The 25702-nt window shown below is 42.8% G+C and carries 25 protein-coding genes; 2 read left to right on the top strand and 23 right to left on the bottom strand.

Annotated elements, in window-relative coordinates:
• Window positions 1-194: 194 nt before the first annotated feature.
• The gene (locus PHW01_03865; protein ID MDD5627114.1) at window positions 195-1403 is read left to right on the top strand and encodes a hypothetical protein; all 1209 of its coding nucleotides are present in this window, start codon (window positions 195-197) and stop codon (window positions 1401-1403) included.
• A gap of 248 nt (window positions 1404-1651) precedes the next feature.
• On the opposite strand, the gene PHW01_03860 is transcribed toward PHW01_03865, so the two are convergent.
• The 23 genes from PHW01_03860 to lepB form a co-directional block, all read right to left on the bottom strand.
• Entirely contained in the window at window positions 1652-2269 is a 618-nt protein-coding gene (locus tag PHW01_03860) for a nucleoside-diphosphate kinase (GenBank protein MDD5627113.1), read from the bottom strand.
• 566 nt (window positions 2270-2835) lie between these two features.
• On the bottom strand, window positions 2836-3660 hold the full coding sequence (locus PHW01_03855; protein MDD5627112.1) for an MBL fold metallo-hydrolase: 825 nt from the start codon (window positions 3658-3660) through the stop codon (window positions 2836-2838).
• 89 nt (window positions 3661-3749) lie between these two features.
• On the bottom strand, window positions 3750-5153 hold the full coding sequence (locus tag PHW01_03850; protein ID MDD5627111.1) for a ComEC/Rec2 family competence protein: 1404 nt from the start codon (window positions 5151-5153) through the stop codon (window positions 3750-3752).
• Window positions 5154-5262: 109 nt separating this feature from the next.
• A complete protein-coding gene (locus PHW01_03845) occupies window positions 5263-7785 on the bottom strand; it encodes a type IV secretion system DNA-binding domain-containing protein (GenBank protein ID MDD5627110.1) in 2523 nt (840 codons plus the stop codon).
• A 54-nt stretch (window positions 7786-7839) separates the two neighbouring features.
• On the bottom strand, window positions 7840-8208 hold the full coding sequence (locus tag PHW01_03840; protein MDD5627109.1) for a four helix bundle protein: 369 nt from the start codon (window positions 8206-8208) through the stop codon (window positions 7840-7842).
• Between the two features lie 43 nt (window positions 8209-8251).
• Entirely contained in the window at window positions 8252-8917 is a 666-nt protein-coding gene (locus PHW01_03835) for a hypothetical protein (protein ID MDD5627108.1), read from the bottom strand.
• Between the two features lie 117 nt (window positions 8918-9034).
• Window positions 9035-9256 (bottom strand): DUF167 domain-containing protein, encoded by a 222-nt coding sequence (locus tag PHW01_03830; protein ID MDD5627107.1) that lies wholly within the window; start codon window positions 9254-9256, stop codon window positions 9035-9037.
• Window positions 9253-10872, bottom strand: a complete 1620-nt coding sequence (locus tag PHW01_03825; GenBank protein ID MDD5627106.1) for an AAA family ATPase — start codon at window positions 10870-10872, stop codon at window positions 9253-9255. Before PHW01_03825 ends, PHW01_03830 begins: the two co-directional genes overlap by 4 nt.
• 102 nt (window positions 10873-10974) lie before the next feature.
• A complete protein-coding gene (gene dut, locus PHW01_03820) occupies window positions 10975-11403 on the bottom strand; it encodes a dUTP diphosphatase (GenBank protein MDD5627105.1) in 429 nt (142 codons plus the stop codon).
• A 146-nt stretch (window positions 11404-11549) separates the two neighbouring features.
• Entirely contained in the window at window positions 11550-12251 is a 702-nt protein-coding gene (locus PHW01_03815) for an anaerobic ribonucleoside-triphosphate reductase activating protein (protein ID MDD5627104.1), read from the bottom strand.
• A 54-nt stretch (window positions 12252-12305) separates the two neighbouring features.
• Window positions 12306-12461: an anaerobic ribonucleoside-triphosphate reductase gene (locus tag PHW01_03810; protein MDD5627103.1), complete on the bottom strand. Its 156-nt coding sequence runs from the start codon at window positions 12459-12461 to the stop codon at window positions 12306-12308.
• A gap of 173 nt (window positions 12462-12634) precedes the next feature.
• On the bottom strand, window positions 12635-14662 hold the full coding sequence (locus PHW01_03805) for a ribonucleoside triphosphate reductase (GenBank protein MDD5627102.1): 2028 nt from the start codon (window positions 14660-14662) through the stop codon (window positions 12635-12637).
• A gap of 199 nt (window positions 14663-14861) precedes the next feature.
• The gene (gene nrdR / locus PHW01_03800; protein MDD5627101.1) at window positions 14862-15347 is read right to left on the bottom strand and encodes a transcriptional regulator NrdR; all 486 of its coding nucleotides are present in this window, start codon (window positions 15345-15347) and stop codon (window positions 14862-14864) included.
• A gap of 201 nt (window positions 15348-15548) precedes the next feature.
• Window positions 15549-16664, bottom strand: a complete 1116-nt coding sequence (ftsZ, locus tag PHW01_03795; GenBank protein ID MDD5627100.1) for a cell division protein FtsZ — start codon at window positions 16662-16664, stop codon at window positions 15549-15551.
• Between the two features lie 207 nt (window positions 16665-16871).
• Window positions 16872-18116: a cell division protein FtsA gene (gene ftsA, locus PHW01_03790; GenBank protein ID MDD5627099.1), complete on the bottom strand. Its 1245-nt coding sequence runs from the start codon at window positions 18114-18116 to the stop codon at window positions 16872-16874.
• A gap of 255 nt (window positions 18117-18371) precedes the next feature.
• A complete protein-coding gene (locus tag PHW01_03785; protein ID MDD5627098.1) occupies window positions 18372-18731 on the bottom strand; it encodes a diacylglycerol kinase in 360 nt (119 codons plus the stop codon).
• A gap of 6 nt (window positions 18732-18737) precedes the next feature.
• Entirely contained in the window at window positions 18738-19181 is a 444-nt protein-coding gene (gene ybeY, locus PHW01_03780; GenBank protein MDD5627097.1) for an rRNA maturation RNase YbeY, read from the bottom strand.
• A gap of 94 nt (window positions 19182-19275) precedes the next feature.
• Complete coding sequence (locus PHW01_03775) at window positions 19276-20475, bottom strand: hypothetical protein (GenBank protein ID MDD5627096.1); 1200 nt, start codon at window positions 20473-20475, stop codon at window positions 19276-19278.
• A gap of 379 nt (window positions 20476-20854) precedes the next feature.
• Window positions 20855-21313, bottom strand: a complete 459-nt coding sequence (locus tag PHW01_03770; protein ID MDD5627095.1) for a GatB/YqeY domain-containing protein — start codon at window positions 21311-21313, stop codon at window positions 20855-20857.
• A 9-nt stretch (window positions 21314-21322) separates the two neighbouring features.
• On the bottom strand, window positions 21323-21565 hold the full coding sequence (rpsU, locus tag PHW01_03765) for a 30S ribosomal protein S21 (GenBank protein MDD5627094.1): 243 nt from the start codon (window positions 21563-21565) through the stop codon (window positions 21323-21325).
• An 86-nt stretch (window positions 21566-21651) separates the two neighbouring features.
• Window positions 21652-21987, bottom strand: coding sequence for an HIT domain-containing protein (locus tag PHW01_03760; GenBank protein MDD5627093.1), 336 nt, complete (start codon window positions 21985-21987; stop codon window positions 21652-21654).
• Window positions 21988-21996: 9 nt separating this feature from the next.
• Window positions 21997-23349 (bottom strand): histidine--tRNA ligase, encoded by a 1353-nt coding sequence (gene hisS / locus PHW01_03755; GenBank protein MDD5627092.1) that lies wholly within the window; start codon window positions 23347-23349, stop codon window positions 21997-21999.
• Window positions 23350-23453: 104 nt separating this feature from the next.
• Window positions 23454-24047 carry a signal peptidase I gene (gene lepB / locus PHW01_03750; protein MDD5627091.1) on the bottom strand — a complete coding sequence of 198 codons (594 nt, stop codon included), beginning with the start codon at window positions 24045-24047 and terminating at the stop codon, window positions 23454-23456.
• 118 nt (window positions 24048-24165) lie between these two features.
• Here lepB and PHW01_03745 point away from each other — a divergent pair, with 118 nt between their 5' ends.
• The gene (locus tag PHW01_03745) at window positions 24166-25683 is read left to right on the top strand and encodes an LCP family protein (protein ID MDD5627090.1); all 1518 of its coding nucleotides are present in this window, start codon (window positions 24166-24168) and stop codon (window positions 25681-25683) included.
• Window positions 25684-25702 lie beyond the last annotated feature (19 nt).

The raw sequence follows: 25702 nt of genomic DNA, 5'->3' as shown, positions 1-25702 counted from the left end.
ATATTATTTTATATAAAGTGCCATCTTGATCTGATTTCATTAGATATTATAATAGAAAATTACTTATGTCAAATATAAATCATTGACTAATTTAAATATATGTCTTATAATTCCATGTAAACTAGAAAAACGCTAAAGTTTGATAAGGCATAGAATAGATCGTACATTTCACAACTTAAAAGGAGGAAATTCAGATGGCAAGTATAAATTGGGTTTCTTATAAAGAACCGAAATGGCTTCAAGAACATTATTCCACTAAAGAATTAAGGTTAGCATTTATGAATGGGAATACTCCCCTCACAGTGGCAAAAATTGGGTTAGTCGCAATACCAATGAAATGGAACCGCAATTATGACAGACTGGCTTTTGTCAAGATGACACCCCAAAATGTGGAAGCTACGTTTGTGGGCAATTTTCACACGCAAGATAAAATTGCTTTAAGAGGCAAAATTAACGCCCAAGTAAAAATCAAAGAGGATAATGAGAGTATTAAACGAATCGTTGTTAATTCCCAACAAGAAGAAATATCACTTACTGATCAGATATGTGATGTTTTAAGAAAAAACATCGCTCTGTTTAATTACTTAGATATCGTTCCTTTATCGCAGGATTTTGACGAAAAAGTTCTAAAAGCAATAAACAACTTTTTGGTCAATACAAAATCTTGCTTTGAAGTCATCAGTATAGCGATTGATGAAATGCGCCCAGAGAATCAACAAATGGTTGCGTTTATTGAACAAAGAGCAAAGGATAAACAACAGAAAGAAACTGAAAAGGCAGAACTAATTCAGAGCTTAGAGATCAAAGATGTGCAGAACGAATATGAAGCGAAAAATAAACAACGTGATGCCGAACTAACAATGATACTTGCGAAAGCTGAAGCGGTACATAAATTGGAAATACAAAATAAAGAGGCCGAACAAAAAAGAAAGAACGATGAAGCAAATTTCGCATTGAAAATGATGCAAGAAGATATGCTTAACAGATTAACAGAAGAAAAGGCTCTAATAGACCTCAATATCCGGAAAGGAATCGCAGATATCGTTAAAGATGAGGCCGGGAAAATCGCAATATATCCTGATCAGATGTTTAAATTATTAGACAAGATAGAGGAATGGAAAATTGCACAATTAGGTGAAAAAGAAAAGGTATATAGGGAGTGTGTTAAATTACTTGGCTCTTTCCAAGCAGGCCAAAATAGTGCAATGAAAGCCATAGTCGAAAGGATGTTTAATGTCCAACTTTCTGATCATGACATTAGTGATAAAGACTTAAAAAAACCTATAGGCGCAGATGGAGACAATGATAATAAAGAAGAAAACAAAGACGAAATTGTGGTAGAAAATCCCGAGATTATTGAAGAAGATAATAATGAAGATCGGGATATTAATACTAAAAAATAGAACAAGAAAGCTAACAGTCGCTAAACACTTAGCGACTTTTTTCATTATAAAATTCTAAGTCAATCTTGGCGCGGGGTTTTTATTGTAAAATTCATTTCATTAAATAAAGAAGCGTCATATCGTAATGACGCCCAAACATAGAAAGGCAAAGATCTTAAAACTAAAGAGCATTAAAAAAAGCGGAGTTTCATTGAACCCCGCCTCTCTTCCTTGAGTTATAAGTTATAAGTTACACGTTATATGATTTTTTAAGCGAACATCACATCATCCTCTGCCCGTTTATAATCAAGAATTTCTTCGGGCGCGAACCAGTGTTCAATTTCATGTGCCGCTTCGGCGGGATCGCCCGAAGCGTGAACGATGTTGTGGATCGCCCGCTGGTCAATGTTCGCTGCTGTGTTGGTATCAATAGAGTAGTCGCCGCGGATTGTTCCCGGCTGGGCTAAAATCGGTAAAGTATGGCCCACTAATTTTCGCACCGTGGAAATGGCGTGCATCCCTTTTAAAATCATTGCCACCACTGGCGCCATAGATAAATAACTCACGTTCCATTTTTGGACAAGTTTACCGATCTCCAAAGAGTCATCAGTACCCATTTTTTCTTTAACATTCATTCCATACTCTTTAAAGGCGTCAATTGTTTTTTGACCCATACCGCGGAGCCATTCTTCGGAGCCTGAATAATGCTTTTCCACGTGCTCTCTTGTCGGCCAAACCATCTTCAGGGCAATGACCTTGAGCCCCCGCTTTTCAAAGCGGGAAATAATCTCACCGACTAAACCCCGCACTACGGCATCGGGTTTAACAATCACGACCGTGCGCTCTTGGCTCGGATGATCAGCGCTAATCTTATTTTTTTCCTCCATAATTTTAGAAAATTTAATAATTCATCTTTTTCAATTCTAGCATAAAAACTACAAAAAGCAAAATTAAAAAAATGGAGAGGAGACTATGAACAAAAAATTCATCCCCTCTCTATCTAGCCATCTTATAGCCTACTTCCTAATCTCTATGGTTTTGACCATCCACAAAACCATATCCCCGAAAAATTTTACGGGTTGATTAGGGCACTTGTTATAGATGGCGAGTGTTAGAGACCGCGGCAGCAACAGCGATGGTATTACCGCGCCCACGACCAACAAGAGGACTAATGTTCTACCACCCCCAATACTAAGATACTAATAAATAGCCAGTCGAATTACACTAATACTATAGCCTATAAAGTGCAATAAATAAAATTTTAAAAATATCCCGCTTGGTTGTAATGTTTTAAAATTAGTCATTGACATTGAATTCTGTCATTGCGAGGAGTCCGCCCTCAAGCGGACGACGAAGCAATCTCATAGAACTACATTGATACAGATTTAGGAGATTGCTTCGTCGGGCTTAAATGCCCTCCTCGCAATGACAAATGAAAATTTAAAATTAAAAATTAATAACTGATATCCCCTCTTTCATCTGTCCTCAAAATTTGAGTCCCCAAATCCTGAAGCCTTTCTAAAATAGCCTCGTTCGGATGACCATATGTATTTTTGCCAACGGAGATAATCGCGGCTTGCGGTTCAACGGCTTTCAAAAAATTTTCGCTTGTGGAATTCTTTGAGCCATGATGTCCTACTTTTAAAACATCGGATTTGAGATATACATTATTAGAAATCAACTCCGCTTCCTCGTCTAGTCCCGCGTCGCCCATCAAGAGATATTCCTTCTCTCCGCGCGCTAGACGGCAAATAATGGAAGTATTATTCAAATCTTTCACCTTTTTATCCCTCAAACCTTCCAAGGGAAACAAGAAATCAAGACGGGTGTTATTGGCGAGTATAATATGCTCGCCATAGCGCGGAAATGAAACTGCGATATTTTTCTTGGCGATAATCTCTTTAAATCTTTTGTAATATTCATCGTCGCTTTCCACGCCATTATAAATTACCCTGTCCACTTTGTACCTTTCTAAAACTTCTATCAAGCCCCCCAAATGGTCTCTATTCGGATGCGTAAGGATAACCGCGTCTAATGAACGGTCAAAGAACGGCATTGCTTTACCAAGTTTTGCTAAAACCGCCTTCCCTTCGCCCCCGTCAATTAGGATTTGATGCCGCTCTTCATCTTCAATAAAAATACTGTCTCCCTGTCCCACGTCAAAAAAGACAACCTGAAATTGCGCGGGCTTTTTCACCTCCAAAACTGCCCACCAACCAAGTATAGCAAGCACAGCTAAAAATCCGAGGATATAATATTTATATCTTTGAAACAACATTTAAAAATAGAATTAGGAATAATGAATCAGGAATCAGGAATGAGCCCCTCCGAAATCTCTCCCCCTACAAAGGGGAGGAACTCCCTGATTCATAATTCCTGCTTCCTAATTCCAATCTTATTATACCAAACCAAAAATCCTATTAAAACTAAATAATAAATGACCACCATCCACCATTGCATCTTTAATTCTAAAAAGCTATAAGGAATTTGAGCTAGATAATCACTGACTTTAAGAATCAAGGTTAGAAACGGCCAGATGAGCCAACTAAATATCCAGCCAAATAGCCAATAAACAAAACCGAAAATAATGCCGCAGAAACCTAAAATTGTAATTAAGGGAATAAAGGGAACAACCAAAATGTTAGCAATCGGAGAAATTAATGAAAGCTTGCTGAAATGAAACATCAATAAAGGCAAGGTGGCGACTTGGGCGGCAAGGGTAAGCAAGACGATATTTTTAATCAAGCCAAGTTCTGGTAATTTCGCGAACCATTTTACAAAAATTGGATAAACATAAACAAGTCCCAGAATCGCCGCGAAGGAAAGCTGGAAGCCGACATCATAAGGCAATAGCCTGGGATTAATGGCAAGCATCGCCGCCGCGGCAAAAACAATCGCGTTGGCGGAATAATTCAGGCGACCCAAACGTTGCGCCAATAAAAACAGAAATCCCATTACCCCCGCCCTTACCGCAGAAGCGGGCGCGCCGACCAAGATGACATACAAAATCAAAAACAAAACCGCGAAATAAAAAGCATGCTTCCGCCATAAACCTAAGGTTAAAAGGATAGACATCACTATCGTAGAAATTAAGGTGATGTTAAAACCGGAAACAGCGATGATATGGGTTATACCCACGCGGGAAAAATCATCCAAAACTTTTTGCGGAAAATTACCTCGCACGCCCAAGGTTAATCCGGCTAACAATGATGCTTGCGGTTCTGGCAAAATTTTGCTAATCACATTGCTGGTTTCTGCTTTTAGTTTCAAAATGGCTGCGTAAATAAAATTGCCGTTATTGAAAGACAGTAATTGCACTCCCCCCTCTTTTGGATAGCAAACCGAATAAATGCCAAAAAGGCTTAAATAATTTTTGTAAGAAAAATCTTCTTCCTCTTTTGGGGTTTGCAATTTGCAGGTGATTTTTAGTTTATCCCCGTAATGGTATTGGGGATAATTTAGAACTGTTACCAGTATCTTGCCTTGATAATTGCCCACGGCTTCCACTGTGAGCTTGGTATTTATGTCCCGCGCGTCTGGCTCTTTATTGACTATACCCAAAAAGCTCATTTCTTCCTGATTATTATAATAAGCAATGTGCGCGGCGTTAATTTCGGGCGCGCTCATCTCAAAGCGCCATACGCCCAGAACAAAAAATAGGATCGCGAGTCCTATTATTTTCCCTAGTCTTTCAGACCAGAAAACGCTGGTGATAATTATTCCTAAAACTGCCAAGCCAATCAATATAATACATATTATATCTCCACTCAAATCCTGTATTAACCCACCAACAAATATGCCTCCGATGATACTCAAACAAAAAGTCAAAAATATAGCAGATCTATTAAATACGATGTTGGTAAAAAATTAACGCCAAAACTTAAACAGAAGAATTAATAATTCCTCCTGATTCCTGGTCCCCACTTCCTGGTTCCATTTCCGGCTGAAGCTGCTCCATAGTCTTCGCTTCCACTTCCGCGCGCTCCTTGCCGTATTTCAAGCGCGATAAATTTTTTATTCTTTGCGCCAAATCGCGGTCAGGCTTTTGCTCGGGCGGCAAGGTCTGCATACTAAAGGCTTTGGAAGGCGTATTATTTATAGTAAGTTTCAAATAGGTTTGGAATTGGCCAAGATTGATTAAATCGTGGGCAGAAAAAACCGGCTCGGTTTGTTTTTCCACAAACTCGGCGTCATTGGGTCCGATCCGGAAAGAAGCAAGGCTGCCGACATTGCCAAAAACCGCGTCGCGAATCTGTTCCGGAAGCTGGGCGATATATTGATTGGCGAGGGTTAAATTCAGGCGGTATTTGCGGGCTTCGGACAAAATCGTCATAATACTATCCGTGGTGAAATTTTGGAACTCATCAATGTAAAGATAAAAATCGCGCCGCTCTTCCTCGGGGATATCCACCCGCCCCATTGCCGCCATCTGAATTTTAGAAACAATGATGAGACCGAGCAACGAAGAATTAATCTCGCCGGTTTTGCCTTTAGACAGATTAACGAGTAAAATTTTGCCGGAGTCCATAATCTCGCGGAGATTGAAGGCGGAGCGCTGCTGACCGATAATATTGCGCATCATCGTATTCTCCACAAACTGCCCAATCTTGGAAATTAGATAGCCCAACATTTCGGATTTATGAAAATCCGTGGTCTTTGCCATTTCCTTCTCCCAAAAATCGCGCACCACCGTATCCGTCACTTTCGCGATCTTGTATTTTTGATATTCCGGATCAGTGAACATCCGCGGAATCTCGGTAATCGTCCCTGGATTGTCCGGATCCGCCATCAAGGTCAGCATCACATTGCGCATATTGTGCTCAAACATCGGACCCACAATCTCCGGCGGAAAAAGCTTATGGAAAATAGCAATCATCTCGGAAACTACAAAGTCCTTCTGTTCGGGCGTGTTGTACTCCAACATATTAAGCCCTAAAGGGCGGTCAATATCTCCCGGGTCAAAAACCACGACATCTTCTGCTCTGTTTCTCGGCATAAGACCTAATAATTCTTCAATGAGTTCGCCATGGGGATCCACCACGCAAACACCCTCGCCGCTTTGCAAATCCTGCGCCACCATATTTTTAAGCAAGGTGGTTTTGCCCGTTCCGGTCTGACCAATAATATACAAATGGCGGCGCCGATCTTCTCTTTGAATCCGCACCAATCTCTCCACGCCCCGAAAAACATTCTTGCCAATCACAATCCCTTCTTGGGGCAGATTGGCGGGCGCCTCGCCCTTCTTGGCGGTAAGCCATTTCACTTCTGGCGTTTCGGTGTAAGCCGTAGGCAAATGAAAAATGCTCGCCAGCTCCTCGGTATTTAAAATGCTCGCTTTTTCCTCATCAAAAAAACGAAAGTTAAAATTAGTAATCGTTTTTTTGGCGCTCCATTTTTTATTCTTATCTGGCTTGAAACTATTATATTCGGGGTAAGTAAACTGCTGGAAAGCGTTAATTAAATTGGACAATTTAATCTCGGCTTGCTCGCGCGTGGGACTCGCGGCCGCCAAGCGAATATTGGTTTCAAAAGCGACCTTGTTCGCTTTCTCTTCCAAAAGCTTTACCGTTTCCTGCTGCAGGGGGGTTAAGGAAGGCGGCGCTTCAATCTGTTTTTCCCCTTCCACTTCCGGCGCTCTTTTCTTCTTCTCGGCTCCTTGAACCGCTGTCGTCACCACCTCGCCGGCAAAGCGTGCGAGCTTCCCTGCCACGCCCTTCGCGCCCACCGCCTCCGCGGTTTTCACGCCCTGCTGAATCTTGCGCGCCGCGGAAAGACCCTTGGTCTGCCAGCCTTTGGGAGCGGGACGAATCATCAATTCTATACCCCCTCCTTCTTGGTCTCCCATCTTACTTAAAGCATTAGCAAGAGCCGAAAGGGGATCATTTTCCAAGTATTTGTAAGTCTTGATTGGAAAAACGTTTTCGCGCGCCAAAACCATATTCGTCGCGAGCACCACACTCTCGGGAGTATAAAAATTGTATTCCTTCATCTCTTCCAGTTCGGCTCTGGGATAAGCCGCCTGGATTTGTTTTTCCACGAGCCCCACCAGATTATTCGGACAGCAAACGTAAAAACTTGTTTCATTATGATGCGCCACAATTTCCAAGGAAACAAAATCTTTTTCCTCCCAAAGCTTGGCTTTTTTCATGCGATTGAGTTGCGCGAAGCCGGCGAACACTTGTTCCGCCACCGCGATCAATTCCTTCTCTTCCTGTTTTTCCTCTTTCTCCCCCTTGCCTATTTCTTTGGGCACCCGAATTGAAAACAAAGTTGTTTGGAAAGCCTTAGGCACTTTGGATTTCTTACGCTGGCTCAATATCAAAAAATAAGCAATCAAAATAAGCAATAGAACAAAAAGCATCCCACATAAAAGATAGATGATGGAAAAATTAGTTTCATTCATAAAGATAGCGTAACGTGTAACGTGTAACGTGTAACTCAAGATTTATAAAACACATTACGGGCGATGAACTTTGAGTTTTGAAATTATCCCCCAAAGCATTGCTCCTATTTTTTCAGCCAGATTAATTAGTTCACAATATTGCTCTTTATTTAAATATTGCCTGTGATGAGAAAAATAGATAAGATACTTACTTTCTTTTAATGATCCATATGAAATTTCTAAAAAGTTCCTTAAAGTATTTCTGCTCTGTCGGGCATAACCTTCTATATAATTCAGGATCACAGACAAAGCCGCTCTCCGTAACTGCGATGTTAAACCAAATTGCTCTATCTTAGGGAAATCTTGAGTATAATCATAAACTTTATTTGCATAAATATCCATAAACTTCTTTAATTCCTGATGAAATTGATTTGTCCGTTCCATTCTCTCTTGGGTTATAAGTTACAAGTTATAAGTTACACGATTTTCATGCCGCTTTCTTTTCCCCACGACCCTGGCTTAAAGCATCTTTTTGAGCATAAGGATCCAAACGTTGTAATTGTTTAAATTTTTGCACTTCAACCTGCGCTTTCTTTTCTGCGCCCGCTACCTCTTTTTGCTCTGCGACCGCTTCCCGTGCTTCTTGCTTTAAGTCTTTTGCCGCTTCTTCTGCCTTGCCTGCCGCGGTTTGCGTTTGCCGCGCCGCTTCCACGCCCTGCGGCCTTCCTTTCTCTATTCTTTCCGCGGATAATTCCGCTTTCGCGGCAGTCTTTTCACTTTCCTTTTCAATTTCTTCCTGCGTGCCCTGGACTGCTTCCCGCGCCATTTCCAATTTTTCCACGGCGGCATTTTGTTCCTCTAAAGCGCGGCGCGCCTTTTCCCTTTGAATGGTTACTAAAGGATGCTCTGCGGGTGCAGCTTGCGCCTCCTCTGGAGACGGAGGAGGAGATGTTATTGCCTTTCTCTCTGATAATTGTTCAAACTCGGGTTTTATCTCGGGCGGGCTTTGGGGTTCGGATGCGCCCCCCTCAGCTATTTTTTGCCCCTCAAGAGCTTGTTTTTTTAATCTCTGCTCACTAACTTCTTGCAAAGTTTGGGGTGAAGCAGGGAGAGCAGATGTTTTATCCTGATTTTGGTTTTGATCTAAAGGCATAAAAATGAAATTTAATGGCTTAATTTTATTATAACATTTTTTAAAAAATATGTAGAGATATCAAAACTTCGTGTCTCTGCTCACTACCCCCATGAAGACTTCACAAACCCATCTCTCCTATTTTTGAACCCGAACAATTTTGTTCCTTCCCCTTTCCCCGCGCATAATCTGGATTTTACCCTTTGCCACGTCAAAACAATCCGCCAGAATCTTGATTAAGGCTTTATTCGCCTTACCTTCCACTGCTGGCACGGTTAAATAAGTCTTAAAACAACCGTCTGAAAGAACGGCTATTTTATTCTGCTTGGCGTTAGGAATAACTTTGCAGGAAATGGTCATAGAAATAAGCGCGCTAATCTTAATTCTTGATAAGAAAAATCTTTGCCTAATATTTCACGCACCGGCTTTAAATACATCTCCCCAGTTTGCTGAAAAGCAATCTTGATAATTTCAAAACGGCTCTCCGGCAATTTTAAATAATCTAAGCTCATTTCCTTAATTTTATTATTTTGCGCTAGCTTCTCTAAATGGCTCACGATAGTCTCTTGTTTCAAACCGCGTCTTGAAGCAATCTCTTCCAGCGGCAATCTTTCCGCCACCAACATTCTAGTTTTCTCGTAAGTTGAAAGATGACCTTTATTCTCCTTTTTAATATCCTCTTCAATCTCGTCATCTTTCAACTTCATTCTTTGGTTTATTTCTTCCCGTAAAGAAACCATCGCCTCTCGCGATATCTGCCTTAAATTTTTATCCAAGCTTAAAACTTCCTTATTCACTTGAAGCGCTAGATCATTGATCCCTAACAATTTGAGGCCGTCAAAAGACCGCACCCGCGAAAGAGCGACATAGCCCATCCCTTCCACGAAAGATTTGGAAAGGTCAACCTCCGCCGCGTCCAAGGTCATGCCTTGGCTTTTATGCACCGTGATTGCCCAGGCCAAGCGCAGGGGCAATTGATAAATTGCCGCTCTTTCCTTTCCGTCCTCTTCAATAGTCCAACTCGCCGGCAAGGCAATTACCATTTTGCCCGCGCAAGTTTCAACAATCGGAAATTTATGTTCATCAAAGCCAATTATTTTACCCAATGTTCCATTCACATATCCCTTTTCAAAATTATTTTTCACAAACATCACCTTCGCGCCATTTTTTAGCCTTAACCGCTCCGGCGCGAGGCACCCCGCTTGCAAAGCTTGCACTAACTTTTTCGGACCGCTTCCCCGCATTGAATAGGCAAACTCCTTCCCCGGAATCTTGGTTAACTCCATATTGTTAATCACGTCCACATCCGCGTTATGGGTATAAAGCTTGGGCGGCGATAAAGAAAAAACTGTCTTTCCGAGCTGTTTGCTGGATAATATTTTATGCGATTCTTTTAAATTATTATCGCGAATATGTCCAAGCAAAGAAAGAAGGTCAACGTCCTTATGGCGATGTTGTTCTTCCAGATAACAAACCTTAATGTCCATCTTTGGCCAGACATCGGATTCCGTAATGAATTTCGCGGCTTTTCCTATTTTTTGCACAGGCGGCAACTGAAAAAAATCGCCCGAACAAACAACCTGCATGCCGCCGAAAGGTTCATCATTCTCTTTGAACGCCCGACAAATCTGATCTACCAAATCAAACTGAAAACTATGCAGCATTGAAATCTCATCAATAATCAAAATCTCTGTTCTGCGAAAATGCTTAATTAAATATGGTCTTCTCAAAAGATCCTCCAAATCCCTTTCACCTAATTTTTCCCTAATGCCCAAGCCAGACCAAGAATGAATAGTCACGCCGTTCATATGGGTAGCGGCAATGCCCGTGGAAGCGGTAATAGCGACGTTCTCCCCGTGTTTTTTTAAGTATTGGATAAATTGATTCAATAAAAAAGTCTTGCCTGACCCCGGCGGTCCGGTCAATAGCGCGTTGTAGCCTAATTTTAAGATCGCAAAAGCTTCCGCTTGGGTCATAAATGGAGATCAATTTAAATTATCCGCAGGAACAAAAATTTTTTGTTCCTGCGTTTTTATCTCTTATTCCTATTTTAACACGAAAAAAACAAATTTGCCGTCTTACCCCGTTGACCCAAAACCCCCACGGGAATGATTTTGCGTCTTTTCTACTTCCCTCCATTCTCCTCTTTCAATCTTCACAAAAATCCCTTGGGCTAAACGATCCCCCTTTTCCACTCTTACTTCTTGATCCGTAAAATTATAAACTTGAACCCTGATTTCATCCTCGGACCCGCAATAATCCTGATCAATAACGCCAATGCCATTAATCAGCATTAAGCCCTTTTTCATTGATGTTGAAGAGCGCGAGGCTAAAAGCAGCATATATCCCGACGGAATTTTTATAATCACGTTCGCCGGAATTAATTTAATCTCTTTGGGTTTAACTAAGGCTCCTTCGCGGCAAAGAAAATCAAAAGCAACCGCACCACTGGTTTCATATTTAGGAAGCGGTAAACTTTTATCTACGCGTTTTATTGTGATTTTCATAAAAAATAGTTTTTAATTTTTATTTCTTATTTTTTAGCTAATTTTTATTGTTTTAATGTCTTATTGAATTATTTAACCTTGGCAACGCAATAAATCAATAAGCAAATAAAAATTAGTTAAAAATCAAAAATTAAGAATTAAAAATTTTAAACTCCTCTAATTTCCACTTTCCTCACATACTTCTCCGCTATCTTTCTGAATCCTTGGATCACGCTCTCCCTATAAACTTTTCTCTCCGGATCGGGCGCCAATGTTTTGAGGGGCTGATATTGCTGGAGCGCGTATTTTTCCGCGCCGACGATAATCTTGACCATTTCCTCCAAATTATCCTTGCGCACAAGAGGCGGGAAAAGAGTGGTCCGAAATTCATAATGGAACCCATCTGGCTTTTTCGCTTTGAGCAAAAAAATTACGCTCTCTTTGATCCGCGCAAGCTCTACAGCTGGCTGCACCTTTGAATAATCCTGCCAGCTGGTTTTTAAATCCATCGCCGCGTAATCCACAAATTTTTTTTGAATCAACTTCTTTAACATCGCAGGGTTGGAACCATTAGTATCTAATTTAACCAGGTAACCTAAATCCTTCACTCGCGAAATAAAACGAGGCAAATCCGCCTGCAGGGTCGGCTCGCCGCCGGTAATTACCAATGCTTCCAATTTGCCTTTTCTTTTGCCCAAAAACTTTAACACTTCCGTCTCGGTAAAAACGGGCAAGCGGGAGTCGCCTCTCACTAATTCAGGATTATAACAAAAAGGGCACCGGAGGGTGCAGCCTGATGTGAAAATAATCGCCGCAATCTTTCCCGGGTAATCGAGAAGAGAAAATTTCTGAAAACCGCGGATTTGCATAAAATAATAATATTCTCACCCGAAAGGCGAGTTGCCCCAATTACCAATTACTGATTATTTCCCTAATGCCTTATTATATTCCTTCCGATCATGAAACTCCTCCTGCTTCCCGTCATTCCACTGTTTCACCGGCCGCAAATAACCAACAACACGCGAATAAACTTCACATCGCGTTCGTTGTGATTCTAAATTTTGTATTGTGTTTTTCATTCTATCTTCCTCCTTAAAATTATTTTTTTATTTTTAATTATCGTTTTTCATCTTTCCGCCTGAAGAGCGGACCAGCTCTTCGAGTCTGAAGACTCATCAGAGTTCATTCAGAGCCTAAAAGCTTTTCAGAACCTGAACAGTCTGAACGATCTAGGGCTGACATTTTTCACTTTTCATTTGGCTGCGTAACCGATTTCCGCGTCGCACTTGGGACAATATTCATGCTCGCCGGCGATATAACCGTGCTTGGGGCAGATGCTGAAGGTCGGCGTCAGGGTAAAATAGGGAAGGTGATAGCGGTGGCAAACCTTTTTAATTAAGCTTTTAACGGCAGTAATATTGGGCAGCCGTTCGCCAATAAAACCGTGCAATACCGTACCGCCCGTGTAAAGGCTCTGCAGGTCGTCCTGACGGTCCAAGGCTTCAAATAAATCATCACTAAAGTTAACAGGAAGATGGGTGGAATTCGTGTAATACGGCTTTGCTCCTGCCTGATAAGCTTTTTCATTCGCCACAATAATTTTAGGGTATTTTTCTTTGTCATATTTGGCGAAATTATAGCTTGTGCCTTCGGCTGGCGTCGCCTCCAAATTATATAATTGATTCTCCTCGTTCTGATAATCCATCATCCTTTCCCGCATAAAAACTAAAGTTTCCTTGGCAAATTTATGACCCCTCTTTGTAGAAAGGTTCGTTTTGAGAAGATTGAGGCAGGCTTCATTCATCCCCAAAAGACCAATGGTGTTAAAATGATTGCGCCAGTATTCGCCAAAAGATTCTTTAATCTTGTCTAAGTAATGACGGCAGTAGGGATAAAGACCTCCTTCGGTAAATTGCTCTAACGCCTCTCTTTTCACCTGCAGGCTTTTGCGCGCAATCGCCATTATTTTTCCCAAACGTTTAAAAAAATCTTCTTTGTCTTTGGCTAGATAGCCCAAGCGCGGCATATTGATCGTGACTACCCCGATAGAGCCAGTCAGCGGGTTCGCCCCAAAGAGTCCGCCGCCTCTCTTGCGAAGCTCTCGGTTGTCGAGGCGCAAACGACAACACATACTGCGCGCGTCATCCGGACTCATATCAGAATTGACAAAGTTGGCAAAATATGGGACGCCGTATTTAGCGGTCATTTCCCACAAGGGATTCCATTCACGTTTCCCCCATCGAAAATCGCGGGTGATGTTAATCGTGGGAATAGGAAAAGAAAAAACACGTCCCTTAGCATCGCCTTCAAGCATAGTTTCGCCAAAGGCACGATTAAAAAGATCCATTTCCTTCTGAAATCGGCCGTAGGTTTCATCTTTAAGCTTTCCCCCAATTACCACGGGTTCATTTTTAATATTACTAGGAACAGTTAAATCTAGCGTAATATTGGTAAAAGGCGTTTGAAAACCTACCCGCGTCGGCACATTCATATTAAATAAAAATTCCTGCAGGCACTGTTTAATATCTCCATAACTTAAATCATCATAGTGGATAAAAGGGGCAAGATAAGTATCAAAATTAGAGAAAGCCACTGCCCCTGCGATTTCGCCCTGCACGGTATAAAAGAAATTGACAATCTGGCCCAAGGCTGTGCGCAAGTGCTTGGGCGGGCGGGATTCAACCTTACCGGAAACCCCGCCAAAACCGCGCATCAAAAGATCGCGTAAATCCCAACCCGTGCAGTAAGCGGATAAAAGCTGAAGATCATGGATATGGAAATCCCGATTTAGATGCGCGTCCCGCACTTCCGGAGGATAAATCTTGTGCAACCAATAATGGGAAGAAACCGAGGACGCGACATGGTTATTCAGCCCCTGCAAAGAAAAAGTCATATTGCTGTTTTCGCGGACGCGCCAATCCACCTGTGACAGATAGCCCTCCATTAGTTCGTCGGAATCAATGAACTTCCGCAAATCCCGCAACCGCGCGTGTTGATCGCGATAAAGAATATAGGCCTTCGCCGTCTTCGCGTGCCCTTCTTCAATCAAAACCTTTTCCACCAAATCTTGGATTTGTTCCACGGATGGGATAGTATGACCATCAAATTTTTCATTTAAAAGGATAACTACCTTGGCGGCTAATTGTCTAGCAAGCACCCTATTTCGCCCTCCCACCGCTTGCGCCGCCTTAAAAATAGCCGTCGCGACTTTTTCCGGTTCAAAGGGGACAACCCTGCCATCCCGCTTCTTAATTTCTCTGACCTGTTTTGTTTTTGCCATTTTGATTATTTAGGGTTTTGCTCGCGAACGAAACCCTTTAGGGTTTTACTCGCTCGCCCTGTCGCTCTCGAGTCCCGTCGCTCTCGAGCGACAGGGCTCGTAAGCGAATACCCTTTTAAAAGTGTCCGCTTTGATAGACGGGCTAACCTTTAAATTTTAATTTCTATTTATTTCGGGGTCCCCCATAAAATTTTTGATTTTATGGGGCTTTTTGGGGACGGCAAATCTGTCTTTTGAGATCCGTGAACGCGCTTAGCTCTTGCGCGAAACTTTCTACATCTTTAAAAGACTTATAGACCGAGGCAAAACGAATATAGGCTACATCGTCCAACTTTTTTAATTCCTTCATCACCAACTCGCCAATTAAGCGGCTCCCTATTTCTCTTTTTCTGTCCTCGCGAATCTTTTGTTCAATGCGGGAAAGCATCTTCAAGATTGTCTCCTCGGCAATAGGACGTTTTTCGCAAGCGCGTCGGATACCTCGTTCTAATTTGGTGCGGTCATAGAGCTCGCGCCGACCGTCTTTTTTAATAACATAAAAATTCAATAATTCCACTTCTTCATAGGTGGAAAAACGGGAGCGGCATCTCGGGCATTCGCGGCGGCGCCGAATGACAAAACCATCGTTCGCGCTCCTGGAATCCAGCACTTTGGTCTCGCTGGCATGGCAATGTGGGCATCTCATAAATAACCAAATGTAGTATTAAACAAGAACATTATACCACAACTGATTGGGATTGGGATGTGGATAACTGTCGCTTCGCTCCAATTAAAAGTTAAAAATGAAAAATTCAAATTTTTGATTTTGAATTTAAAAAAGAAATAATAAAACAAGTCAAAAGACTTGTTTTATGAAAAATATATTAAAAAATATAATAAATTAGCTTTATTTTCCCATCTTCTTCCTGATGAAAGCAGGGATATCCAATTCGTCCTCGTTGCTCGTTTCTTCTTCTACTTTTTCCGCTTCTCTAGTCTTAACCTCTAAGGCTTCTTCTGGGGGTTCGGCGCTAAAGATATCTTCCTCCTCTTTCTTTTCTTCCTCCCTCTTTTTCCCCTCAAAGCCCGTGGCAATTACGGTGATTTTGAGTTCTCCTTCCACTTCCGGATCAATCACCGCGCCGAAAATAATTCTCGCCTCCGGCGACACTTTTTCCGTAATTACCTTAGCGGCTTCGTCAATCTCATACATTCCTAAATCCGACCCGCCAGTTATGTTAAAAAGGACCCCCTTCGCCCCGTCAATGGAAAGCTCCAAAAGAGGACTGGAAATCGCCGCTTTAGCTGCCTCCCTGGCTCGCCCTTCACCGCTCGCGCGACCGATGCCCATTAGAGCAGAACCGGCATCGCGCATAATTGCTTTTACGTCGGCAAAATCCACATTGACAATACCAGGGACGACAATCAAATCGGAAATACCCTGCACGCCTTGGCGCAAAACATCATCTACAATTTCAAAAGCCTCTAAAAGTGAGGTGGATTTATCAATAACTTGCAAAAGGCGGTCATTGGGAATTGTAATCAGCGTATCCACTTCTTTCGCTAAAGACACCAAACCTTGTTCCGCGATATTCCGCCGCGCTAAACCTTCAAAATTGAAGGGTTTCGTGATCACGCCAATCGTAAGCACTCCCGCCTCTCGCGCTAAATTGGCGATCACGGGGCTCGCGCCCGTACCCGTCCCGCCGCCTAAACCACAGGTGATAAAAACCATATCCGCGCCTTTTAATGCCTTAGCAATTTCATCACGGCCTTCTTCTGACGCCTGCCTGCCGACTTCGGGGTCCATTCCGGCTCCCAATCCCTTGGTGATATTTTTACCAATATGAATCCGCGTTTGAGCGCTGCTTTTCTGTAATGCTTGGGCATCAGTATTAACGGCGATAAATTCCACGCCTTTAATATCCGAAGCGATCATCCGATTAATCGCATTCCCCCCTGAGCCGCCAACGCCTATTACTTTTAACCGCGCAAATGTTTCTAAATCTGGTTTAATCTCCATAAAATTCTTATTTATAACGTGTAACTTGAAATTTGTAACTCAAGTGAAGTTCCGCAGGTCTATAAACCCCGCACCACCCCCACCTTTTTCAAAAGGTGGGGGGCAAGTTTTCCCTTGTGTTACACGTTACAAGTCACAGGTTTCCAAGGTTCAAGTTATTATAGATGATTCTTTTTTTTATGGCAATACCTTTTGTCTAAAATTATCTTACGGTAAGAAGTTTTTAAACCAACGTTTCATTCTGTCCACGCCGCTGTTCAATTTGGTTAAACCCTCACGGTTGAACTCAAAGGAAAATCTATTTCCCTCTCCCAACCCCCAATGAATTAGACCTGTGGCGGTGGCAAAAACAGGATCATCTACTTTATCCACAGATATTGAAAGTCCCATCGGAAAACCAATCTGTGCCGGGAGACGCAGAATTTCCTTGGCTAAATCAACCACCCCTGGCAACTTCGCACCGCCGCCCACAAGCACCGCTCCGGCGGGCAACTGCGCGCTGCGACCAATTTTATGTAATTCTTTATCAATCATCTTAAAAATCTCTTCACCGCGGGCTTCAATAATCTCCGCGACTTCGCGTCTTGAAATCACTCCTTTCTCCTTCTTCACGACTTTCGCAAGGTCAATCTCTTCTTGTTTATCAATCTCGCGAGGCAAACAAGACCCATATTCAATCTTAATCCGTTCCGCCGTATCCATGGAAGTACGCAATCCAATCGCCAAATCTGAACTAATATGCTCCCCGCCCACTGGCAATGCTCCGCCGGAAAGAAGCCCGCCTTCTTCATAAACGCTAAAACTTGTGCTTCCTCCTCCAAGGTCAATCAGCACTACGCCTAAATCACGCTGACGTTTCTCAAGTACTGACCAAGCGGAGGCTAAAGGCGCAAAAACTAATCCCGCGACATCCACCCCCGTGCGCTCCACGCAGCGCGTCAGATTGTTAAGCAGGGAAGACGAAGTTTCCACGATGGTTGTCACCGCTTCCAAACGAACGCCGTTCATCCCCACAGGATCTTTGATGCCGCCTTCATCATCTACGATAAAATCCCGCGGCAGAATATGCAAAATTTCCCGATTAGAAGAAATGCTTACCGCGGAAGCGGCTTCAATCACGCGGGAAACATCGTTTTTTGAAATCTCGCCGTCCGCCCTTGAAATCGCGATCACCCCGCGGGACTCGAGATACGATACCTGCGCGCCGCCCACCGAGACATAAGCCCGCCCCACCGGTGAACCCGCCATTCTCTCCGCTTTCTCCAAGGCGGAAGAAATACTCGTGACGATTTCTTCGGCGTCCACGATAGCGCCCTTTCTGATCCCGAAAGAAGGAGACTCGCCAATTCCCAAAATACGGGGCTTATCTTCTAAGCCCCCTCTTTCTACGATAATCACCCGAATATTCGCCGAACCTAGGTCAATACCCGAAATAATTTCTTGTCTAGGCATAAATAAAACACAAAACTTAAAAATTAAAAATCGCTCCGTCGCTTCTTGCAAGATCGCTTTGTGAAAAGTCGCTTACGCTCCAAAAGCCTTAAACCACGACGCACTCTGAATGCTCGCCTTCTAAAATTCATCCATCTAAAATCCACTCAAGGCGGAAGAAGAATAGACCTTACGCGGCGGATAAGGTCAGCGACAAAATATCCCCAAGGGATCGCTCCGTAAAAAATTAAAAATTTTCAAAAGGTATAAAATTCTTCAGACGTAGGGACGAAAAATGAGGTAAATAATAACCAACCAAGCTAGGAAAGCCAATAAAACAGCGCCAGACATCATATCCTTAATCACTTCGGCATAGGGATGGACACGGGGTTTTAAAATATTCACTATCTTTTCTAAAATCGTATTCAAAACTTCTAAGACTAAGCCAGCGATAAGAGTTAAAATCAAAATCACCTTGCTACTCAAAGCTACTTTATAGTATATCATAAAAAAAATAACAACAAAACTCAAAAAGACGGCAATCCGAAAATTTTGCTCTTCCCGAAAAGTGATGTAAATGCCTCTAAAGGCATAACGAAAACTATACAATAATTTTTTGAAATTTATAAACCGCATTCCTTGCTATGGTTTAGATAATATAATCTTCTCGTCCTTTATGGATTTAAAAATTCTGTCTTGCTCTTTGAACATTTTAATTTTATCCTCTTTCACTCTGTCGTTATACCCTAAAATATGCAGAAGCCCGTGAATAAAAAGAATGGATAATTCCTGCTTTAAAGAATGACCCATCTCCTTTGCCTGCAATCGCGCTTGCTCTACGGAAATAAAAATTTCAGCAATTTGATTATCGTCAGGCTTCCCCAAACTAAAAGATAAAACATCCGTATTCCTCGCCTCGCGGCGATATTCCCGGTTCAGCCGGCGAATTCTGGCATTGTCCACTAAAACCAAACTAATCTCAAAATTTCTTAAGGCGGTTTGGAAATGGACTGATCTTTTGGCAATCCCGTGAAAGAAGTCTTTTTTTACCTTAGAACGGGTAAGGTTTCTAAAATCAAAAATCATTAATATGTCTTTATCTCCACGCTAACTTTCTGATGGATGTAAAAGATATCCGACAGGACAAATAGCGCCTCTCTACCGAAGAAATAAACATTTATTACTCTCCCACTTTCACTTTGTAAAGATGATCTCCTGCGCCATCCGCTAAATCTTCCGGGTCATTGTCCCCTTCAATGGCAACCGTGAATTCATAACTTCGCGGGGACAATTTTTGATACTGATAACTATATCTTGATGTCAGAGGGTCCTCCGGGACCTTAATAACGTAATCAGGGGAAAGATCGGTTAAATTATCGGGGAAAAACCCATTGTCATCATAATATAATTCCAAAGCTACTTCTAAAGCTTCTAAATCATTCTTGCGAATTTTATCCCTCTCCGCAGGGGTCGTTGCCGCTCCTTGTTGCTGCTCTTCAGGCGCAGGTTCTAATTTTTCTCCCGCCCGTGCAGGGTCGTAACCTTTCTCCACCTCCGCCCCATCATTGTAAGAATCGCCATCCGTGTCCGATAGGAAAGGATTGGTTGTATAATAATACTCCTGACTATTATCTAAACCATCTCCATCCGGGTCTTGATGAGCATCCCCAGGATCCAAAGGATTTAAATTATTCTGTTTTTCCCAACCATCCGGTAACCCGTCTTGATCCGAGTCTGCCTCTTTCAAATTAGTGCCCAAAGCTTCTTCCTCTTGATCGGTTAATCCATCATTGTCGGAATCCTGATTGGGTGAGGGCGGCGGAGTGACAGGCAGATCAGACTGTTCCGAGGGGACAGTCTCCCCTCCCTCTGATGTCTCGAGATTCTCTGGAAGCGCTGGCGTAATAACGGGAGGAGTATCTGGCTCCGCGGAAGGATTCCAAAACCAATTAAAATATACGAATGCGCCTCCCCCGCCCAATACTAAAATAATCAAAATAATAGCAAGCTTCTTAGAAAAAATTTGTCTTTTCTGAGGCGCTACCGCCACTGGCGACATGGTAGAGGTGACGGGACTTAATTCTGAAGGATTCCGCTCGCCTCCTGTCCCGCGATACTCCGAGGGCATAACTCTGCTCGCCTGCTCTGAAGAGGCAAAAAAATCCTTCCTTCCTGCCACGCCAGGGGATCCCCCTTCTCCCGGAGAAAAAACCTCTCCTAACCCTTCCCGAGGCTCGCTAAAAATGGGACTGCTATTTTCCCCTCTCACTTCGGCAAGAGGATTAGCTCCATTATTATTTGCTTGAAAGGGAGGAGTTTGGAAGGGAGGAGTGTTGTTGTCCTCTGGAAGAGGCAGATTATTGGGTGGTGATGCTGGCATAATAAGAATGCAAAATGTAAAATGTGAAAATGATGCCTTACATCATCCTTAAGCCTAACTTAAGTGAAGCTCCACGGGCGTGAGGCTCGCGACATCTTTTTATAATAAGATTTCGTGGAGCGCCCGCCTGCCACCGCGAGGCACGAGCGGGCAGGAAACCCCTCTACCCTAAAGCCACTATTTATCTGCAGGTTTAGCCTACTCCACCGAAGCAGTCTTCGACTGCGAAGACCGGGCACCCGTGACTTTCTGGTGTGTAGTTGAAATAAAAGATCTCGCTTTTAGCCAACCCGACCAATGGATTCTTCACTTCGCTTAAAAATAATGTTTCGCGTCAATTTTAATCTTTCATTTTGCGTTTGATATTTGTTTTTTTAATTTATTCTTTATTTGCGCTTAATAAATCTCCGACTATCTTGCTTGCGAGCGCTCCATCCGCCCTGCCTTCTAAACGCGGCATCAAAGTACCCATTACCTTTCCCGTATCAGCCGGAGAAGCGGCTTTAAGCTCTTTGATCACGTCCGCCGCGATCTTTTCTATTTCTTCCCGCGCCATCGGCAGCGGCAAATAACTTTCAATTAATTCAATTGCTCTCTGTTCCTCTTCTTTTTTCTCCATCCGCCCTGCTTTATGCCACTCCTCTTGCGACTCTTTGCGTTGCTTTAACTCTCTGCGCAATACTCCCAAGACATCATCTTCAGAAAGGTTTTCGCGCCTCTTTTTTATCTCTTCGTTTTTTAAAGCGGATCTCAAAATACTTAACACAGAGATCGTTTCTCGATCCCTCTTCTTCAAGGCTTGTTTAAAATCAGAATCAATTTTTTCTAAAACAACCATAAGGATTATTTATCTTTGATACATATTCCGATCAAAGGTGGGAAGCTTGCCGATCTTTCTTAAATATTCCTTTTCTTTGACGATCTGCGCCCTCCGTTTCGCGCTTTCCCTGACTTGCTGCTTGCTTTTGGGAGGGTCAAAAAATCGCGCTTTTCTCGCCTCTACTAAAATACCGCTCTGCTGCACTTTGCGGTTAAATCTGCGCAAAAGGCTCGCCAGAGACTCGGATTCTTTCTTTGTAACTTCAACCACAATTTATTCACCTCCTTGGTGAGATTAAAAATTTAGATTCTAAACGTGAATTCGGTCATAATCATAGCACAAAAGAAATGCGCTCGTCAAACTTCGGAAACTTTCTCTTCCGCCTTCCAGCCACCTAACAAATGAAGATGTAAATGGGAAACCTTCTGGAGCTGACCTCCGTTAAAAATAAGTTTATAACCATCGCTGATTCCTTGCTCCCGCGCCAACTCCTTCGCCCTCCAGACTAACTTCCCGATTAAAGTAATATCCTCCTTTCCTAAAGCCTGAAGCGATTCTAGGTGCTTTTTAGGCGCAAGCAAAATATGCACCGGCGCTTTAGGATTAATATCGGAAAAGGCGACTATATCCTGATCCTGAAACATAATCTCCGCTTTTTGTTTGCCCGTGGCGATATCGCAAAAAATGCACATACGAAAAAATTAAGGTTTCTTCCTGGCCTTCGCCAACCTCTTCTTTACCTCACTAACGATTTTATCTCTGTTGATAAGTTCCTGCACCCCCGTTTCCATATCGCGTAAAAGAATTGTTTTCTCTAAAGCTTCTTTCTGGCCTAGAATTAAAGTGACTTTAACGCCCAGTCGGTCCGCTACTTTAAGTTGAGACTTAAGGCTCCCTCGCGAAAAGGATTCCGAAACAGTAATGCCGTTTTGGCGAAACTCTTCAAAGAGCACCAAAGCTTTCCTTTTGGCAAGTTCCCCGAGTTGCGCCAGAAAGACGTGGATTTTGCGCGAGCGAGGAGGCTCAATTTTACTTTCCATAAGTTGCATGATAATTCGTTCCATACCGCAGGAAAAACCCACAGCCGGCGTTAATTCGCCTCCTAAATCTTCCACCAGATTATCATAACGTCCGCCGCCGCCTAAAGCGATTTGTTTTCCTTCTTCCTGCCCCTCTGACTTTCCGGGCCAAATTTCAAAAACCGTCTTGGTATAATAATCCAAGCCTCTTACTAATTTAGAAGTCAAACTGTAGGCAATCTCTAATTCATCAAGCTGTTCTAAAACTTCTTTCAGGTGGTCGTGGCATTCCTCGCACAGAGAATCAATCAAAGCTGGGGCATTATTAGCCAGCCTCTGACATTTTTCCTCTTTACAATCTAAAAGCCGCAAGGGATTAGTTTTGAGTCGTCTCTTACAATGGGCGCAAAGTCGAGAAGTTTGCCCTTGATAATAACTTAACAAAGTCTCTTTATATGCCGGTCGGCAAACCGCGCAACCTACACTATTGATTTTAATATTGAAGCGGGACAATCCCAAAGCTTTTAAAATATTGCTGGCGACTAAAATCATTTGGGCGTCCGAGGTAGGTGAAGCCGACCCTAAAATCTCAAAACCAAATTGATGGAACTCCCTAAAACGTCCTTTCTGGGGCTGGTCATACCTAAACATAGGACCAAGATAATAAAGCTTTAATGGTTGAGGCTTATTCACAAGCCCATTTTCAATATAGGCGCGGACGATCCCCGCCGTGTTTTCCGGACGCAAAGAGATACTGTCTCCTCCCTTATCTTTGAAAGTGAACATCTCCTTCTCCACAATATCCGTTCCGCTTCCCACTCCCCGCACAAAAATATTTGTGTCTTCAATAATTGGCGTGTCAATACGGCTAAAACCATATTCAAATGCTATCTTTCTCACCGTGTCCCGCATAAAATCCCAATAAGGCTGATCCTCGGGCAAGATATCTTTCGTCCCTTTAACCGCCCGCAAAAAAATCCGCCTGCGAGGAATAGATTGCTCGGAAACCATCTTTTGTTTTTTTATTCTAGGCATTGGATTTAGTTAAAAGTTCAAAGTGCAAAGTTAAAAATTACAGTTAAAAATTTAAAATTTTAGGAATTTAACTTTGAATTTTGGACTCAACTTTGAATTTTGGACTATTGAAGGTCTTGCGCGAATATAGGGACATCAAATTTAGTCATCCTGTTGAAAGGCCAGGCTCTAATCCACGCGCGGCCGATGATATTTTTGGCGGGGACGGGACCAAAAATGCGCGAATCGGAACTCCCAGGCCGGTTGTCCCCTAAAACAAAATACTCATTACTCCCCAAAACTATATTCACCTCGCCAGGAGTGGAACGCAGGGAATAAAGATATTTCTTCTCATCCAAAACAAAACCTTGGGGATAACGCCAGTTGTAAATCATTACTCTGCCGCCTGAAACCACCACTCTCTCCTCGGGCAGTCCGACGATTCTTTTGATGTAATATTGCGAGGGATCGCGGGGATAACGAAAAACCACCACTTCCCCGCGGCGGGGCTTGCCTAAATTATAACTGATTTCATCAATTATTAAATATTCACCGTCTTCAAAATTCGGCTCCATTGAAGCTCCCTTCACGAAAAATGGCTGAATCAAAAAATAGCGGATAGGAATCACAATCGCCAAAGAGACCGCTACCACTTTCACTATCTCCCAAACAAAACGACCCATCTTTTCCAAAATATTTGTTTCCTGGTTGTTATTCATAAACTTTAATGAATAATATATGTGGATTATAACACAACATCAACTCTTCAGGCAACAATTGACTTTCGCTATCCACATCTTGTATAATTGAAACATCGCAATATAGCGGTTTTATTTTATGTATAATTATTATCCTGAAGGCCGAGAAAAAGAGCAAAACATTCTATCTCAAAGCCATCTGCCAAGCTCTGAGGATAACGATCTCGCCCTCTCGTCAGAAGTATCCCCCTATCCCGGGGAAACGAAGAGGAGGTCTTTTAAATATTGGGGTAAAAAAATAACTTTGATTTTTGGAGTATTACTGGTGATCGGGGGCATCTTTTTTGCTTATAAAATTTTCTCCGCCGGAGAAAAAGTATTTTTAGGGAAAAAAAATCACTCTCTTATTACCCAGATTAAAAAGCTGATTTCGCCGGAAAAGAGCACGCCGGAAATAGAAACAAAGGAGAGAATTAATATCCTCTTAATCGGCATCCGCGGCACGGAGCAAAATAAAGATCAAGGAGGAGGCATCTATCTTGCCGACACCATCATTGTTTTAAGCATAAAACCAACAACGAAAGAGGTGGCGATGTTGTCCATTCCCCGCGATCTCTGGGTCAATCTCGATAACTACGGAGAGGCTAAAATCAACGCCGCTTACGCTTACGGTTTACGCGATGATCCGAAAGAAGGGGGAGCGCGCCTTCTTACAAGCGCCGTGGAAAAAGTCACGGGTCTTCCTTTGGATTATTATGTGATCATTGATTTTGCCGGTTTTGAAAAAGCGCTTGATATTATGGGCGGCATTGATGTTAATGTGGATCAAGCCTTTACTGATTACTTTTATCCCGCCTGGAATTACGAATACCAGACAATTTCTTTTTCCGCCGGACCACAACACATGAACGGAGATAGGGCGCTTAAATTTGTCCGCAGCCGCCATGGGGGAAATGGTGAAGGCTCGGACTTTGCCCGAGCGCACCGCCAGCAAAAAGTATTGGTGGCGGCAAAAGATAAAATCTTCTCCTTAAGCACGATTTTAAATCCTATTAAGATTACTGGTCTAATTGATTCTATGGGCGATCATATGTTGACGAATTTGGAACTTTCGGAAGCGCGCGAACTCATTCAGATCACTCGGGAAGTAAATCCCGACCAAATCGCAAATCGCGTTTTAGATAATGGCAACGGGGGGTTGCTTATTGCTACTACCAGTGAAGGGGGCGCCTCCATTTTAGTGCCCGCTGCGGGCGATTTCTCTGAAATCCAAAAGCTTGCCCAAAATATTTTTAGTCCCGAAACGGAAAAAAGCGAAAGCGAAGCAGTAAAACCGAAACAGAAAACAGAGGAAAAAATTAAAGTGCAGGTCAGAAACGGCACCACCACTGAAGGTCTCGCGGGCAAAGCGGCGGTGGAACTGCAAGAAGAAGGTTATGAAATTGTGGGTATTTTTAACGCGGACTCCCAAGACTATGACAAAACCGTCATTTTTGATTACACGGAAGGCAAACAAGAAAAAGCATTAGAGAAGTTGAGGACAAAATTTGACGCCAACGTCGCCGCCGGCCGCAGTTTTTTTCTGGAACAATCACCCGACGGCCGCGGGGCTGACGCGGATTTCGTTATTGTTTTAGGGAAAGATCAAAAGCTGTAGAATTTCTAATTTCTAATTT

It is taken from the genome of Patescibacteria group bacterium (assembly GCA_028717685.1).
GTDB lineage: Bacteria > Patescibacteriota > JAQUNI01 > JAQUNI01 > JAQUNI01 > JAQUNI01.
This window is presented reverse-complemented; position numbering and strand designations above follow the sequence as displayed.